The organism is Nonomuraea sp. NPDC050556 (assembly GCF_044457355.1).
Taxonomy (GTDB): domain Bacteria; phylum Actinomycetota; class Actinomycetes; order Streptosporangiales; family Streptosporangiaceae; genus Nonomuraea.
Genome location: NZ_JBITGU010000001.1, coordinates 1,784,953 through 1,800,200 on the forward strand (window position 1 = coordinate 1,784,953; position 15,248 = coordinate 1,800,200).

Sequence of the window (15,248 nt, forward strand, 5' to 3'; positions counted from 1 at the left end):
GCGCGATCAGCGCGGCCTGGGGAGTCCCCGGTACTGGCACAGGCTGACCGACGGGCGGGCGAACTGGGCCGCCTCGTGGAACCCCCACCCCGAAATGCCCGCCGCCTCCAGGCACCGGGCCCTCGGCTGCCCAAGATCGCCGACCCGAATAAGGACAACCCGAGCGAGCGCGTAGCCTTTCCTCAACATCATTTCGTTCGAGGAAGACCCGATGGCTGACGCCTCCCCCTCCCGACGAAGCGGCGGAACCGAACCGACGCTCGCCGTACCCGCGCTCGCTCCCGTGACGCGTCCGGGAGGCGGCGCTGGCTCGCTGACCGTCCAGGTCCTCGGCCCGTTACGGGTGTGGCGTGATGGCGTCGAGGTCGACACCGGACCGCGTCAGCAGACCTACCTGTTAGCCCTGTTGCTGATGCACGTGGGTCGACCGGTCAGCACTTCTGAGCTCATCGACCTCGTCTGGGACGACAGGATGCCGACGTCGGCATTGAACATCGTTCAAAAATATGTCGGGGCGTTACGACGGCTGCTCGACCCGGACCTGCCGGCGCGGGCGCCCGGCTCCTACCTCCGCTACCGCAGCAGCGGCTACCAGTTCGATGACCGCAGCGTGGCACTCGATCTGACTGAATTCCGGCATTTCCTCGGCCTCGCCCGCGCCGCCATGGACGCTCAGCGCTTCGAGGAGGGAGCTGACGCATACGAAGAGGCTCTGTCACGGTGGAGAGGATCGGCGGGCGACGGGCTGACCATCAGCACTACCGCCAGACCACTGTTCGCCTCCGTCAACCGCGAGTTGCTGGACGCCTGCGTAGAGGCCGCTCACGCCATCGTGCCTCTCGGTCATGCCAAACGCATCCTGCAACCGCTGCGCCTGGCCGCATGGATCGCGCCCCTCGACGAGACCATTCAGGCGGCGCTCATGACCATCCTGGCAGCGTCGGGACAGCAGGCGGAGGCGCTGTCCGTTTTCGAGACGGTGCGCGTACGGCTTGCCGACGAGTTGGGCATCGATCCCGGTCCAGCGCTCCGCGAGGCGCACCGGCACGTTCTCCAACAAGGCGAGGCCGTCTTCCTACCACGTGCCGCCGGCCTTCTCTCGGCAGCCGCGCCCCGATCCGCATCCGGCGCGCACTCCAGGAGCGAAGCGCGGAATCCTTCCCGCGGCCGGCCCGATCGTCTGGTGGGTCGGCAGGAAGAACTTGCCCTCCTCCGCCATGCCGTCGACTCGGCCGCTGTCGCCCGATCGCAGATCGTACTCGTCGAGGGTCCGGCGGGAGTGGGCAAGAGCCGGTTGCTTGCCGAAGTCGCCGACGAGGCCGCCGCGAACGGCGCTCTCACCTTCTGGGGGCGGTGCCACGACGGCGAGGGTGCCCCGTCGATGTGGCCCTGGGTCCAGATTGTCAGTGCCCTGATCGCGGCACTGCCGGAGAACGACCAGGCGCGTTGGACCACCGAACTCGACGGCCTGCTGCAGCACCCTGCATGCGATGCCGAAGCCATGGCGCGGCCAGACGCCGGAGCGCAGTTCCGTTTGTACGGCAACGTCGTCACGCTGTTCAGCGCGGCCGCCGCGCACCGGCCCGTGGTCGTCGTCGTGGAAGACCTTCACTGGGCAGACCAGGCCTCGCTGCAACTGTTCGCCCATCTGGCCGAGTCGCTCCCGGACAGGAGCGTGTTGATGGGCACCCTTCGCGGCCATGCACCGGCGCCCAGCCCACACCTGCGGCGCATGCTGGCGACGGTCGTGCGCCAGGACCGCCACCGGCGCATCGTCCTTGGCCCCCTCGGCCCCTCCGATGTCGCCGAGTTGGTCCAGCAAGAGACTGGGCGGTCTCCGAATCCCGGCGTCGCACGGAACATCCAGGCCCGCACCGAGGGCAACCCTCTGTTCGTGCGCGAGCTCGCGAGGTTTCTGGCCGAAGGGGACCATCTGGCTGATGAAGTGGCAGCCCGAGCCGGTGTCCCGTCCACCGTACGTGACATCGTCCGCGATCGGACGGGCAAGCTCGAGGACGGTGACCGTCGCCTCATCGAAATCGCGGCCCTGATGGGCCGCGACATCGACCCTCGCCTTTTGGCGGGCGCGGCCGGTCTCGACCCTTCGCAGTGCCTCACACGTCTGGAGGCCCTTGAAGCGGTCGGTCTGGTTGAGGTGATCTCCGGTTCCCTGAGCGACTGGCGGTTCGTGCACGACCTCGTCCGCGAGTCAGTGGCCCACTCGACGTCACGATCAGACGCAGGCCGCTTCCACCTGCACATCGCGTCCGCGCTCGCGCAGGCCCAGGACCCGGCCGAGCGTCACAGCGAGGCACTCGCCCACCACCTGTGTTCGGCGGGCCCGCTCGCCGAGCCGGAGCCGACAGCGCAAGCACTGATCGTCGCGGCCCGCATCGCGGCAAGACGCTCTGCTTACGAGACCGCGGAGAAGCACCTCGACGCCGCGGCCGGAATCGCACGCGGCAACGGACTCCTCAGCCTTGAACTGACCGCGCTCACCGAGCTGACCGCCATCGCGGGCATCCACGCCGGTTTCGTCGGAGCCACCATGGACCATCTGGACCGCGCCGAGGAGGTCGCGCGGTCGCTCGGCCGCGAACGGGAGGCCACCGGCTTCCTCTTCTCCCGATTTCTGGCCCACGCCCAGGGCATCCAGCTCGAGGCTGCCGGGCACCTCGCACGCCGGTTGCTGGACCACGGTCGGCGCTCCTCGGACCCTGTCGTCCAGGCTTCCGGACATCACGCGTGGGGCGTCTACCAGTGGAGTTCAGGCAATATCGGTGATGCTTATCGGAACCTGAGTCAGTCCGATTCACTCATCCACGCCCATCGGGACGCCGAGCCGCTGCGACACCGGCTCCAGATGATGACCCCGGTCATGTTGGCGCTGAACACCGCCCTGCACGGCGACCTGGTTGCCGCGCGCCACCTTTTCGACCTGGTGGAGTTCGACGCCGGCGGCGACCCCTACGCCCTCAGCATCTGGGGCTCCTTCGCCGTCACCGCGGCTGCCATCGGGGGAGACTTCGCCTGGGCGCTGCGGGCGGCCGAGACGGCCATCAACGCTGATCCGGACTTCACCTTCACGTTCTCCGGCAGCTACCCACGGCTCGCCAGGCATTGGGCGAGAGCCATGTCCGGCGATGACCCGGTCACGTCGGCCATGGAGATGGAGCGCATCATCGAGACCACACTCGTCGCCCCACCTCGATCGAACCTGGCCACCTGGTACGCGCTTCTTGCCGAGGTACGGCTTCGCGCCGACGAGATCCCGGCCGCCATGACCGCATTGGACAAGGCCGAGACGTTCATCGACACCTACGGCGAACGGTACACGGAGGGCTTGGTTCTCCTCATCCGCGCGAAGGCGCTCCGAGCCGCCGGCGACGTCCGGTCCGCCGTACGGGCCGCCCATCAAGCACTCGTCCTTTCGCGGGAGCGCGAAGCCCACCTTTTCGTAGCGCGCGCCAAGAGCCTGCTCGCCGAGCTCCCCTGCAGCGGTTGCGACGATGTTCTGGGCCTGCCCGCGGATCCCGGCTAGGAGCTCCTGACGCAACAAGGTGAGTCGACGCCGGCAGATGAGTGCGCGACCAAGGCGGAGGAAGGCTTGGTGGGTGTCGCCCAGGCCTGAGCCGTGTACGGTGCCGCGGCGGGCGATCAGCGGGCGGATGTGCCGTGCGCGGACCAGCGTTCACCCGGCCCGAACTGGAGGCGTTCTTCGATCACGCCGACGAGCAGGTCGCCCGGATCCGGGCGTTCGGGCGGAGGGGCTGGCTACCCACGTAAGCGGGTTCCTGGACGAACTGGGCAAGAAGCTCGCCGAACGCTGGCTGAGCCTTCTGGTCCTGCCCGGCCTGGTCTACCTGACCCGCCTGACCATGGCGCTGACCCTGCACCAGAGCGGCACGCACCCCTTCGACGTGCCCGCGCTGCGCACGGCTCTTGATCGGCTGGCCACCCAGCCGACCGCCGCCAGCCCCGGACGCATCGTGCTGCTCGCCGTCGCCGGGCTGGCCGCCGCGGCCGCGGCCGGGCTGGCGGCCGCCGCACTCGGCCGGGTAATCGAACACGGCTGGACGGCCGAAGGCCGCGGCCCTGCCCGCCTGCTGACCCACTGGCGGCAACAGCGCTGGAGCAAGGCCGACGCCCGGGTCGAACAGCCGACCAAGGCCGCACCGCGCGCCTCCTCTGAGTCTTCCGAGGTGACCCGCGCGCACGCTCGGCGCGGGGCCATCAGCCCACTGGCCCCGCAACGGCCCACCTGGATCGCCGACTGGCTGGGCGCGGCCGACCGGCGCGTGCTGGCCGCCAACGACCTGGACCTGACCAGCGCCTGGCCCCGGCTGTGGTTGGTCCTCCCGCAGGATGCCAGAACCGAGCTGGCCGGCGCCCGGGACCGAGTGACCGCCGCGGCCCGGCTGTTCGGCTGGGCGCTGCTGTATCTGGCGCTGGCTCCCTGGTGGTGGCCCGCCGCGCCGTTCGCCGCCGCGATCGCGACCACCGGCCGCCTTCGCCGACCTGCTGGAGGCGATCATCGACCTGTACGGTCGCGACCTGCCCACCCAGCTGGGCCTGGCGATCGAGGGTCCACTCACTCGGGAGACCGGCCTGAAGATTACCGTCATGCTGCGCAAGGACCACCTCGCCGCCCGCCCGGCTCCCCCGGCATCCCAGTAGGAGACAGCCCAGCCCGGGCACCGGTCGGCCCAAGCCCACCCGGCCGGGCCTGCGCAGAAACACCCGATCACCGGCGGCTCCCCCACCTGCAGTCCGCAGTGCCTGAGCCGCATCCGCGCCGTACCGACACCACCGGATCCAGTCGGCCGATCCGGCGTTCCCCGCGACGGCGCTACCAGCCCGTAGTCGGGGGTGAGGTAGTGCGCGACCTCGATGGCAATGCGAGGGTCTGGATCCAGCTCAGGTCGTTGGTGACGCCGTACATGTCGCGGTGCCAGCCGGGCCGGAGGGCGGAGGCCAGAACCAAGGTGGGGGTGCCGGGGTCGGATCGGTGGGGATTTATCAGCCGGACCCCACCGGGGTCAATGTTGCTCGGCGAGGAGTTGTTCTGCTTCGAGCAGGAAGTAGTCTCCCCAGACGAGCTCGTTGCGGGGAGCGATGGCCTTGCGCAGGTTGTAGCACCCGTCAACCAACCCGCCCGCCTTGTTCACATGCCGCTCGACCAGCACCGCCACCGTGTCCGCCGCCGGTTGACGGTAACGTCCGCCGGTGAGGCGGGACAGTTGCGCCAGTCCCGATGCGGCGATCGCCGAAGCCGAGGTGCACCGGCGTCGAAACTGCCCGCCAGCTCGTGGGCCGCCTCGACGGCCAGGAGGTCGCCCGCCAGTCCCGCCGAATACCAGAACAGGAATCCCCGCAACACCGTGGGCGCCAGGAGCCGGTCGCGGAGCCTGGCGGTGACCTCGGCGTGCGCCGGGTTCCCTGCCAGGCGCAGCAGTCCGGCCCAGAATCCGCCGAACCAGCCGCCGTCCCGCGACCACTCCCACTCTCCGGTGACGGGGTCGGCGTACATGGGGAAACGTCCCCTGGACTGCTCGAGCGTCTGCTGGATGCGCATCAACATTCCACGACGCCTACCCATGCCCAGAGCTCTAATCCCTCCGGTGCCCGACCTACCAGCGTCGCGGCGCGGCCGCCCCCACAAGGTCGCCGGCTTCCACCCGCACAGAACCGGGGCCGAAAACCACCGACAACCTGAGGTACGGCATCCGCGGTGCGGGATGAGCAGGACTGCCTGCCCGGCCATCTTCGCCGATACGGGAGCGACAGTCTGGACCGCCTGAAGCTCTTGGTCAGCTCCTCGGCGAGGGCGTCCAGTTCGCTCCGGCGGGCGGTGATCCACTGCCGCTCCTGCATCCCGGGCCCCTCCCGCGATCTTGTGGCGTGCCGACCTGCCGACGGATCGTGGGCGGGGCAAGTCACGAGCGCAGCCGAACCAGGCCTCCCACCGGAATCTGACCATTTCCACCAAGGCCATCGGCCGCCGACCGGCCCGAGTACCCCCACTCGTCATTCACACCAGACCCGCGACCTGCGATTTCACCATGCACACCGCTCAATTGTTCGGTGGCCACACCGCGCTGGCGCGCCGGATCCTGACCCCTCGCGGGCATGCCCGCCATCCTCATGTGCTGGCCGCCCAGCGCCGCGAACGCGCCCGCATCCGCTGGCACGGCCGGCCTCTCACAACCACAGTCTGAAAACGCTTGAAAACGCTCACCTTGATGCAGCGACGCGGCCGAGGAGGGTGCGCTGCCGGGCGACCACCGCAAGATCCTGGCGATCGTGCCGGAGGCCGACGGCCCGGTGCAGGTCAGGGCGGTCGGCGAGCGGCTGGGTCTGAACGCCTCGGTGCGCGGCAAGCTGGAGCAGCTGCGGGCGAAGATGACTAAGCTCGCCGATCGCGGCTGGCTGCAGGGGACCTGACCGCCTGGATACACCGCACGCCTGCCGCTGTCGAGTGCGACCCTGAACCGGCTCGCCAGTCTGGTGCGCGGCCACCTGAAGAAGATCGGCTCGCGGAGGCAGACCCTGCCCGCGAGGAAGATCGCCGCCATCGTGCTCGCGGTGCTGCGCTGTGACCAGCGGCCGACGACCTGGCACACCATGGCTGCTCGTGATCGCACTCACTGACGACAAGGGCCGACTGCATCTCGGAGATCACTGCCTGCCGTCACGACCGGCTCATCGTCAGGCTGCGGGCGGCCAGCCTTGGAGCCATCACCGACCTGGGATTCGTCGGGCTCGACGACCGCGGTCCCGACGCCGATCCGGCGGTGATCACCGACTACGAGGCCGCCCGGAACCGGCCGCTGACGCGCGGGCAGAAGCCGTCCAGCAAGGTCCTTGCCGCAGTACGGGCCCGGGTCGAGCACGGCTTCGCCCACCTGAAGAAACTGGAGCGTACTCGGCAAGTTACGCACCGACCCGAAGTGGGCGACTGCCCTGGTGAGGGCTCGGCTGGTCCTGACGAACCGCGGGCCGCCGTCCGCCGCCGAGGGGGGCATTCTGTACGCCATCCTCTGCGTGAACCGGACCGGGATCCCCTGACGTCGCCTCCTGCTCGACTACCCGCGCAACGGGACACGGTATGGTAAGTTATAGGTCGACCACTAACTTAGGAGCGAAATGACAGTCAAGGAAGACGAAGCCGCCCGCCGCGCCGCCGCCCAGCACGCCGTGGCCGAGCACCTGCGCCTCACCGCTGCCGGACACACCGAGGAGTGGGTGAAGTTGTTCGCCCCGGACGCGGTGCTCGAGTTCCCGTACGCGCCAGTCGGCGTGCCCCAGCGGGTAACTGGGCGAGACGCACTGCGCGCGCACATGAGCCACTTTCCCGAGACCTTCGACGTGGAGTTCGTCGACCTGGTGTTCCATGAGACGGTCGATCCGAGTCTGGTGATCGCCGAATTCCGCTCGAAGGGCACGGCGCTGCCGACCGGCAAGCCGTACGAGCAGACGTGCATCTCCGTCGTCTGGACCGATGACGACGCGCGCATCACCCACTACCTGGACTACTGGAACCCGCTGGTGGCGATCGAGGCGCTCACGCCCCACGACGTGCCGTCCGGCTCCGACCACAGCGTGGCTTTTGGAGTCTGAGCGGAGCCGTGTTTAACTGACGCCCATGCCTGCCGCCGGTACCAGCACGAAGAGCGACGAACGACGTCGGGCCATCGTGGCCGCCGCGGTCGACTGCTTCGCGCAAAAGGGCTTCTACGGTACGACGACGCACGAGATCGCAGACTGGGTCGGCGTTTCGCAGCCGTATCTCTATCGCCTGTACCCGAACAAGGAAGCACTGTTCGCGGCGGTGGTCGACCATGTGTCTGTTGTCATGACCGACACGCTGGTCGCTCACTCGCCAGCGTCGGGTGGGGCCGAGGGGGCGTTGGACGCGGCGCGCGGCGCCTACGCCGCGCTCGTCGCGGACCGGAACATCCTGCGTTTCCTCATGCACGCGAACTGTGCCGTCGGTGAGCCACTGGTGGAGCAGGCCGTGCGCCGGTGCTACGCCAAGCAGGTGGACACCGTTCGGCAGTTGCTGTGCGACGACGAGGCCGTGCGGCGCTGGTTCGGCGCCGGAATGCTCGACAACGTGGTGGCCGTGCTAGGTCTGGCCGACATCGATGAGCCGTGGGCGCACGTCCTCACCGCTCGATGACCCGACACTGGCAACTCGGCGCCGACGGTCCCGAGTCCCCCTCGTAGGCCAACTCGGCCGATGAAACTCGGCTTCTTCAGCCGCGGGCGAGCCTCGTCCGGGTCAGCCTCCCTGGCGGGCGTCGGGGCGACCCGGCCCTGCCCAGCGACAGATCGTAAGAGCGGCGCAGCACAAACCGAGGACCACGCCGAACGACATGTCAGACGATCTTCGCCGTGGACACCGGCCGACGACCAGCGCGAGTAGCTTTCCCGACCCTCACACCAGATCCGTGACCAGCAACTTCACCATGCACACCACTCAGTGCAGGGTGATCGGCGCGGCGACCCAGACCAGCCCGAGGACGGCTACGCCGCCCCACAGCAGGACGAGTACCAACCATGGCCCTGGGCCGGTGGTCGCCAGCATGGGCATGCGCGGCCCGAGGCTGCCCTTCATCGCACGGTCTGGTTGGTGTCGTACAGGCGCCATTCCTCGCCGACCAGGCTGAGCTCGACCGGTATGCCGATGGCACAGCAGGTCCAAGGTGAAGATCAGGTCGGCGACCCGGTCGCGGTAGCGCTCCACACTGTCGACTCGGGCGCTGTGCGGGCCCATCAAGGTGACGACCTATCGAAACAGGCCGATCATGGGCTTCACCAGGCCACTTGCCACCTCTGCGTTGACCAGAGGCAGCAGGCCGGCCAAATGAGGCGCACGATGGTCGTCAGACGCGGCTCACCTCCTACCAGAAGATGCCGGGTAGTCTCCTCGCTGCCGTGCTCACGGCGATCACCACCTTGACGGCCGGGGCCGGTGGGCACGCCGCTGGTGTGCGACCGCGATCACCAAGAGTCGTAGCGCCGTGAGTGTGAGGTGCTGGGAGCTTGAAATTCCCGAAACAGGTCATCAACATCCCTGACGCCTCGGCCGGGCCGTTCTCCACATCGTCAGCAATCGCCCGCGGGTGCCTTTACAATGTAGATTAACAATTTGGAAGGTGACCCGGAGATGCTCAGGACCTGGCGGACCAGGCGAGCCCTTCCGACGTCGTCAAGGTCGCGTGCGAGCCGGCTCTGGTCAAGGTCGCCGAGCTCATGGTCGCGCCGGTCCCGGCTTGACTGGATTCACCTGGTAGTGGTGGCTTATGAGGTGATCAGGACGAAGGGCATGATGACGAGTAGCCCGTAGATGAGGATCAGCGCTGCTCCGGTCAGCCCACCTAGCACCGGATGGCGGTGCCACCAGGGCAGGTTCAGGGCCGGGTAGCGGCGCAGCACCTCCCGCATCGTCAGCGTGTCGCGAGTGCTCGCGCAGCCGATCGTCTTCCACATCCTGGGCAGCCCCGTGTCGGGCCAGTCGCTCTGCCAGAGGACGTTCGCCGTGCCGTCGGCGCCGGTGACGACGACCCAGGACGTCGGCTTGCCTGCCATCGGTGAAACCACGTCGAGGTAGTGCGCGTGGGTGACCTCGGCTCGGGGGATGTGCCAGCCCTTGCCGTTCCAGGCGGTCAGGCGCAGCGTGGAGGCGTCCAAAGTAAGACGCATGGTGCGCCTGCGGCGCGTGAGGTATACAGCCGCCCACACCGCGGGCACGGCCAGCAAGACGATCAGGGCGGGGAAGGCGAACAAGCCCAGGCCCTGGCTGCCGTAGCCGCCGACGATCAGCCGCAAGAGCACCAGCAACAGGCCGAACATCAGCAGCGGTATGGCGGCGGCGAGCGCCTTGAGCCATCCCGGGCGTTCGGGCCGTAAGACGACGTCCGCGTTCAGCGTGTCAGCCATAGGCAGATGATCTCACCAACCCCGCTCAAGATGTGCGCCATAGAGCGTCAGGCCATAGGGCAGCAGCATCGAGGTGGGCGCGCAGGCGGGGTGCGCAGGCGGGCGGACGATGATCTCCCGGATCGCTGCTGAGTTCACGCTCTCGACGATCAGCGTGCCGTACGGCGTGCCAGCTGGTGCTGCGGCCCGAGCCGGTGCCCCACCGGCGCTCCCGCGATGGGGGCCGCTCGAGGGTGTCCGGATCGTGCGCGTGCTCGCCCGCCATGAGCCGGTCGTACGGCCTGGCCATGACGAGGGCCGCCGTGTATGCGCTGCCTGCCGTTCGGCATCAGCCCGGGCAAACACTGCCACCCGCGGCAGTCGTCGAGATCGACCGCAACGTCGCCGGGCTGACCAGCCGATGAGCGCGCAGCGCTGCTGGTAACCACTGGGCCAGCGCCGCGAGAACGGCCCGTTCGGTGGCGGTGCTGCGGCATGACGGACCCCGTCACACGACAGCTCAGAGCTGTCGTGGCTGCGTTTTGACGCGGTACAGGTGACAGGCATGCTCACGTCGCCGCCGGCCGTACTCGTGAGAAGGTTGTCGGCTTGATGCTCCTCCGGCTGGTCTTACGGCAGGCGACGCCTGCTGCGTAGAGACTCGGCCTCGGGTGCCGGAGGGTGGAGGAGGTCCTTGCGTAGGGCCGCTGTCACCTCGAAACCGGCCGCAGAGGGGAAGGGCCTGACGGTCGCGAGGCCCAGCTGCGAGGCCAGGTCCGGGGCGTAGAGGTCGACGGCGGATTCCGTCAGATCGGCGAGGGTTTCCGCGGCGGCGCGGGTCTGGAGGTGGGCGGCAAGCGCGGTGACGAGGGCAACCGGTACGGCCGGCCACCAGAACGGGGTGAGGAGAGCGTAGATGATGGCCCAGCCGGAGAGCCTGGTCGCCGAGGTGTAGGCGGTGTGGGCTGCCAGGAGTTCGGTGCGGGTGGCGTCCGGCAGGAGGAGCCAGAGACGGGGCCAGACAGCGCCGAGATCCAGCCCGTAGGCGGTCCTCACGCGGGACGCAGGAGCCGACAGCCGGTCGCCCGTCCACGAGGGGCGGGTCGGCTCGGTGAGAGAGATCTTGTCGCGGGCGGCAAGCGCGGTCGCGAGAGCCTGAGGCGCGGCACCGGTGATCGAGGCCGTCACGGCGGCGGTCACGGCCGCGTTGGCTTCGTTCCAGCGGTCGCGGCGACGGCGCGTGAGGAGCCCGATCGGGCCGCGGCTGGCCGGCAGTGCCCACAGCACCGAGATGAGGCGTCCCAGCGCCGCCGCGCACAGCCCGGCTCCGGCAGCGGCGAGGCCCACCGCCACGATCGCCAGGAGGGCCGCGCCTGTGTTGTCCGGATGTGAGCTTTCGAGACGGGTCGTGATCCAGCGCGAGAGCGCGGGCGCGTCAAGCGCGTGCACGTGGCCCAGCTGGATTCCCGCCGCGGCTGTCCCGACGAAGAGGAGCCCCGGGATGACGAGGAGCGTGAGCCACTTGTCGAGCAGGCGCTTGCCGACCTCCCCGAGGAGCCCGATCACGGGGCGAGCCTTCGTCCGGCCAAAGGCTCGCCGGCGATGGCGCACCTCGGTGGCGTCTCGTCGGTGCGGGGCGTCCAGCGCGCGCAGCGGCCGGTCGGGCAGACCCAGACCTCGATCGCCGGGGCGGGAGCTCCGGCCGCGGCGGGGTTCGGCTGGTAGCGGCGCCAGGTCGGCGGGAGAAGTCCTCCAGGTACGCCGTAGGCGATCAGCTTGGCGTCCAGCGCGTCGAGGTCGGCTTCGGCTACGACCGCTCCGCTCGTCAGGGTCGAGACGATCCGCTCCAGCAGCGGTTCGAAGCCGTCCTCGGCCGCGATCTCCTGGAGTTCGCCGAGTTCCAGCGCGCGGCACAGGGCGGAGAGGCGGTCGGCTTGGTCGGGCATGCGTACCTCGGGGGGATCAGGGGCCGACATGAACGTAGGAGGCCCACAGCGATGGCGTCCTGGGCGAATCCGAGCGCACCGCGGCGACCGTCTCGGCCAGCGCGTCGTGCACCGAACGTCCTTCGGCGAGCCGCTGGTAGAAGCCGCGGGTGACGGCCGTCGCCGTGCGGTCGTCAGCGGGCCACAGCGTACCGACGACGTGCTCATATCCGGCGAGCTGGAAGGCGGAGGTGAGATGGATGGCCTCATCGGGCAGACCGATCGCACTCAACGCCGTGGTGCAGGCCGCCAGGAAGGCGAGTCGGCCGCCGATCATGCCCAGCTCGTTGACGTCCAGCAGCGTCAGCGGTTCGTCGTACAGCATGAGGCGGCTGAGCGCGGGCGTCGACAGATCGCTGACGGCATGGCAGGCGAAATGCACCAGGGGCGCGCCGGGCAGCGCGGCGAGGACGTTCGCGCGGGTCGCGTCCGCGTCTTCGAGCAGCCGCGCGCCCGGCAGGAGCGCGGCCAGGATCTCGGCGTCACCGGCCGCGCCAGGCAGCGGAAGCCCGTCGACGGCACCGGCCGCCGAGACGACCAGGGCTCCGTCGGAGACGACGGCCCTGGCCTGGCCGCGGGCGTGCTCCAGCACCCGGACGGTCGGGGTGTAGGAGGGAATGATCGCGCCGTGCTCGGTGGCGTGCAGCGGCAGGAACACCATCAGCCCGGTCGGCACCCACCAGAGCCTGGAGACGTCCGCGGGGAGCTTCGCGAGCACCGGGCCGGTGATCGCCTGCTCCAGCCATTCGAGGGTGTCTCGCAGGTCAGCCTCCGCCCGCGCGCGTTCGCGCAACGAGCTGCCCGGGGCGATCGCGACCGTCAGCGCGCTGTAGAAGGCGATGATCCGCTGCCTGGTCGCCGCCGCGGTGGCCTCGGGCAGCGGGACCGGGTGGATGCCGTCCGGCAACATGATCAGCGCATCGGACCGGCGGTCGTTCTGGGTGACGAAGACGATCGGGCCGGACCGCGCGGCGGCGCACAGTTCGGCTGACGTCTTCGGGAGAAGGAAGTCGGCGTAGCCGTCCAACCCACGGATTCCAGCGAGGGTCTCGTCCCAGCGCCGGGCGAGCGCGTGCCGCCGTTCGATGATCTCGTCGGGCTCGCCTTCGAGGTCCGGACGGTCGAAGGCGTTCCGGATCTGGACGAACTCCGCGGCGATCTCCGGGTGCTCGGCGGTGAGACGGCCGAGATCGCCCCTGGTGTCGAGGGTCTGTCCGAGGAGGATGCCTCTGCCCTGTTCGAGGAGTTCCACGGCGCGGGCGGGCCGCCCGGCAGAGAGCGCGGCGGCGGCCGCCTCGGCAGCCAGCCCCATGGGTTCGGCCAGCGCGCGCTCTCGTCCCGTACGGCTCAGCGTCCGGGACGCGCGCAGCGGGAGCGTTTCGACGGCGAGGGAGAACGCGTCGAGCGCGGATTCCCAGTCATCGGCATCCGCCGCCAGGCGGCCCCATGCCTCGGCCGACTGCCCCTTGATCGCGGGGGGAGCGTCCGTGATGGTCGTAGCCCGCCGCCAGTGAGCGATCGCCTGCGACCGCTGCGCGTCGTCGCCGGTGGCGTCGAACCTCCGCCTGGCCGACGTCCCGAGCAGGAAGTGGAACTCCGCCCTCTGGGGGTGATCGGCGGGCAGCCTGTCCATGGACCGCCGGATCAGCTGCTCGGCTTCGTCCAGCAGGGCGTCGCCGCCCTCTTCGTTCTGCTTGACCAGCAGGACGTCGGCGAGCCTGCCCTCGATCCACAGGCGTTGCGTATGGGTCTCCGGCATGATGAGGAGCGCTCGCCGCAGGGCCGCGATCGCCTCGGTCAGCAGCGCGGGGTCCTCGTCGACGGCGTGCAGGAAGACGAGGGCGAGACCGAGGTTGCTCAGGCGTAGCGGCAGATGGTGGCTGTTGACCATGGCGAGACTGACCGCCTCGCGGGACGCCTTGCGTACCCGGGGCCTGGTGAACGGCGACAGTATCGGCACCAGCGACCGCTTGAGAACGGACTGGTAGTCCTCCGTCGGCGTCGCGGCGACCACCTCGCGATGCAGTTCGACCGATTCCCGCAACGCGTCGACGTCACCCAGCGCGACGTTCCGCTCGTCGAGGTTGACGGCCAGGTTCGCGAGGATCGCCGGTCTGACCGCCGGCCGAGCCGTCGCGGCTGCCTCCCGCAGGATGCGGATCGACTCGTCGACCAGGTCGAAGTCACCGGTGCCGAGATAGGCGGTGTGGAGCGCCAACGCGAACTGGATCTGGTACCCCTTCCGCGCGGCTTCCCCAGGCGGCTCGGCGGAGATCAGCCGGCGGCCGGTCGTGAGCGCCTCGTCCAGGTCCTCGCGCCGCCCGGCCAGCCGGTAGCGGAGCAGCAGCGCCGTGAGGAGCAGCATGGTGAAGGATCCGTAACGGCGGTGGCGTGGCGGCTTGCCGTCGAGGCGCCGCCGCAGGTCCTGGATGAGATCGTCGACGAGTAGCCTGCCGTACTCGCCCTCCCGTTCCGCGACCCGGAGCTGTGCGATGCCCCAGCGGACCGGATCGATCCGGGAGAAGAACGGCCGGCCGGAACCCCAGCGCCGCCAGGCGTTCACGGCGGCGGGAACCAGGAACGCGCCACCCACCGCGACGGCCACGACGGCGAGCACCAGCCTCCGCGCGTCCCCCGGCATCCCGATGAAGACGGCCAGCGCGGCGGAACCGACGGCCAGGGCGCGTGCCCCGCGCCAGAAGCGAGGACGCCGGGCCAGAAGCCTCAGGTCGTCGGCGGGCAGAAAGGCCGGGGGCGGCGCGGCCTCGAAGCGCCGCACCACATAGGTGCCGTACAGGACGACCAGTGGGAGGACCACGAGATGGACGACCGCGACCGCTCCGGCTGCTCCCCCGGCGCCGGCGCTCGCGTACCCGTCCCGCATCTGCGTGTAGGAGGCGGTGAGTACGGCAGGCATGATCGCCGAGGTCGACGTGGTCCACCCGTTCGCCCCGACCCCGGCCGCCCGGTACACCAGCTGGAAGGCCGCGAAGTAGAACGCGAAGGCGACCACGACGTTCATCCCCCCAGCATCCGGTGGAAGCGCCCGTCCGGCCAGCCCAGCCACCCCACCGGGACCGCACTGTGATCTCCCCGCCCGTCGGGGGTCGTAGGAGGCTGCCACCGTGCGCTGTTCACCGGGGTCCTCCGTGTCGAGGGTGCTGCTGGCGTTGGTCAGCTCCAGGTCAGGACCAGTTGGGTGTGCCGCTTGGGGAAGATCCGGCCCACCTCGGGGACAGGCGCCACGGCGCCTGCCGGGTGCAAAGCGAACTCCGGGCCCGGGTGGGTCCGCCAGTCGCGGTCCCGAACCGCTCGTCCGCGGTGGCGATCCACAGGTTC

General features: G+C 69.7%; 12 protein-coding genes. 4 read left to right on the forward strand and 8 right to left on the reverse strand.

Annotation, left to right across the window (positions count from 1 at the left end):
- Nucleotides 1-211: 211 nt before the first annotated feature.
- Complete coding sequence (locus ACIBG8_RS09060) at nt 212-3,541, forward strand: AAA family ATPase (RefSeq protein WP_397342081.1); 3,330 nt, start codon at nt 212-214, stop codon at nt 3,539-3,541.
- A 181-nt stretch (nt 3,542-3,722) separates the two neighbouring features.
- Here ACIBG8_RS09060 and ACIBG8_RS09065 read toward each other — a convergent pair whose 3' ends face one another.
- The 3 genes from ACIBG8_RS09065 to ACIBG8_RS09075 all read right to left on the reverse strand — a co-directional run bounded on the left by ACIBG8_RS09065 (nt 3,723) and on the right by ACIBG8_RS09075 (nt 5,581).
- Nucleotides 3,723-4,070, reverse strand: coding sequence for a hypothetical protein (locus ACIBG8_RS09065; RefSeq protein ID WP_397342082.1), 348 nt, complete (start codon nt 4,068-4,070; stop codon nt 3,723-3,725).
- A gap of 969 nt (nt 4,071-5,039) precedes the next feature.
- Entirely contained in the window at nt 5,040-5,192 is a 153-nt protein-coding gene (locus ACIBG8_RS09070; protein ID WP_397342084.1) for a hypothetical protein, read from the reverse strand.
- Nucleotides 5,165-5,581, reverse strand: a complete 417-nt coding sequence (locus tag ACIBG8_RS09075) for a hypothetical protein (protein ID WP_397342085.1) — start codon at nt 5,579-5,581, stop codon at nt 5,165-5,167. Before ACIBG8_RS09075 ends, ACIBG8_RS09070 begins: the two co-directional genes overlap by 28 nt.
- A gap of 722 nt (nt 5,582-6,303) precedes the next feature.
- On the opposite strand from ACIBG8_RS09075, the gene ACIBG8_RS09080 reads away from it, so the two are divergent.
- The 3 genes from ACIBG8_RS09080 to ACIBG8_RS09090 all read left to right on the forward strand — a co-directional run bounded on the left by ACIBG8_RS09080 (nt 6,304) and on the right by ACIBG8_RS09090 (nt 8,182).
- On the forward strand, nt 6,304-6,444 hold the full coding sequence (locus ACIBG8_RS09080) for a hypothetical protein (protein ID WP_397342086.1): 141 nt from the start codon (nt 6,304-6,306) through the stop codon (nt 6,442-6,444).
- Nucleotides 6,445-7,146: 702 nt separating this feature from the next.
- Entirely contained in the window at nt 7,147-7,620 is a 474-nt protein-coding gene (locus ACIBG8_RS09085; protein ID WP_397342087.1) for a nuclear transport factor 2 family protein, read from the forward strand.
- A 25-nt stretch (nt 7,621-7,645) separates the two neighbouring features.
- The gene (locus ACIBG8_RS09090; RefSeq protein WP_397342088.1) at nt 7,646-8,182 is read left to right on the forward strand and encodes a TetR/AcrR family transcriptional regulator; all 537 of its coding nucleotides are present in this window, start codon (nt 7,646-7,648) and stop codon (nt 8,180-8,182) included.
- A gap of 300 nt (nt 8,183-8,482) precedes the next feature.
- Here the strand turns inward: ACIBG8_RS09090 and ACIBG8_RS09095 are convergent, their stop codons facing one another.
- From ACIBG8_RS09095 to ACIBG8_RS09115, 5 genes are all read right to left on the reverse strand, one after another.
- Nucleotides 8,483-8,620: a hypothetical protein gene (locus ACIBG8_RS09095; RefSeq protein WP_397342089.1), complete on the reverse strand. Its 138-nt coding sequence runs from the start codon at nt 8,618-8,620 to the stop codon at nt 8,483-8,485.
- A gap of 686 nt (nt 8,621-9,306) precedes the next feature.
- The gene (locus tag ACIBG8_RS09100) at nt 9,307-9,945 is read right to left on the reverse strand and encodes a hypothetical protein (RefSeq protein ID WP_397342090.1); all 639 of its coding nucleotides are present in this window, start codon (nt 9,943-9,945) and stop codon (nt 9,307-9,309) included.
- 609 nt (nt 9,946-10,554) lie between these two features.
- Nucleotides 10,555-11,490 carry a hypothetical protein gene (locus ACIBG8_RS09105; protein ID WP_397342092.1) on the reverse strand — a complete coding sequence of 312 codons (936 nt, stop codon included), beginning with the start codon at nt 11,488-11,490 and terminating at the stop codon, nt 10,555-10,557.
- Nucleotides 11,487-11,900 carry a hypothetical protein gene (locus ACIBG8_RS09110; RefSeq protein ID WP_397342093.1) on the reverse strand — a complete coding sequence of 138 codons (414 nt, stop codon included), beginning with the start codon at nt 11,898-11,900 and terminating at the stop codon, nt 11,487-11,489. The genes ACIBG8_RS09105 and ACIBG8_RS09110 overlap by 4 nt, the downstream gene beginning before the upstream one ends.
- On the reverse strand, nt 11,887-14,931 hold the full coding sequence (locus ACIBG8_RS09115; protein WP_397342094.1) for a CHAT domain-containing protein: 3,045 nt from the start codon (nt 14,929-14,931) through the stop codon (nt 11,887-11,889). Before ACIBG8_RS09115 ends, ACIBG8_RS09110 begins: the two co-directional genes overlap by 14 nt.
- Nucleotides 14,932-15,248 lie beyond the last annotated feature (317 nt).

What these genes read in the sequence shown, in the direction of transcription:
- ACIBG8_RS09060 (WP_397342081.1), top strand. Translation starts at nt 212, where the DNA reads ATGGCTGACGCCTCCCCCTCCCGACGAAGCGGCGGAACCGAACCGACG.
- ACIBG8_RS09075 (WP_397342085.1), bottom strand. Translation starts at nt 5,581, where the DNA reads ATGTTGATGCGCATCCAGCAGACGCTCGAGCAGTCCAGGGGACGTTTC.
- ACIBG8_RS09085 (WP_397342087.1), top strand. Translation starts at nt 7,147, where the DNA reads ATGACAGTCAAGGAAGACGAAGCCGCCCGCCGCGCCGCCGCCCAGCAC.
- ACIBG8_RS09090 (WP_397342088.1), top strand. Translation starts at nt 7,646, where the DNA reads ATGCCTGCCGCCGGTACCAGCACGAAGAGCGACGAACGACGTCGGGCC.
- ACIBG8_RS09095 (WP_397342089.1), bottom strand. Translation starts at nt 8,620, where the DNA reads ATGAAGGGCAGCCTCGGGCCGCGCATGCCCATGCTGGCGACCACCGGC.
- ACIBG8_RS09100 (WP_397342090.1), bottom strand. Translation starts at nt 9,945, where the DNA reads ATGGCTGACACGCTGAACGCGGACGTCGTCTTACGGCCCGAACGCCCG.
- ACIBG8_RS09110 (WP_397342093.1), bottom strand. Translation starts at nt 11,900, where the DNA reads ATGTCGGCCCCTGATCCCCCCGAGGTACGCATGCCCGACCAAGCCGAC.
- ACIBG8_RS09115 (WP_397342094.1), bottom strand. Translation starts at nt 14,931, where the DNA reads ATGAACGTCGTGGTCGCCTTCGCGTTCTACTTCGCGGCCTTCCAGCTG.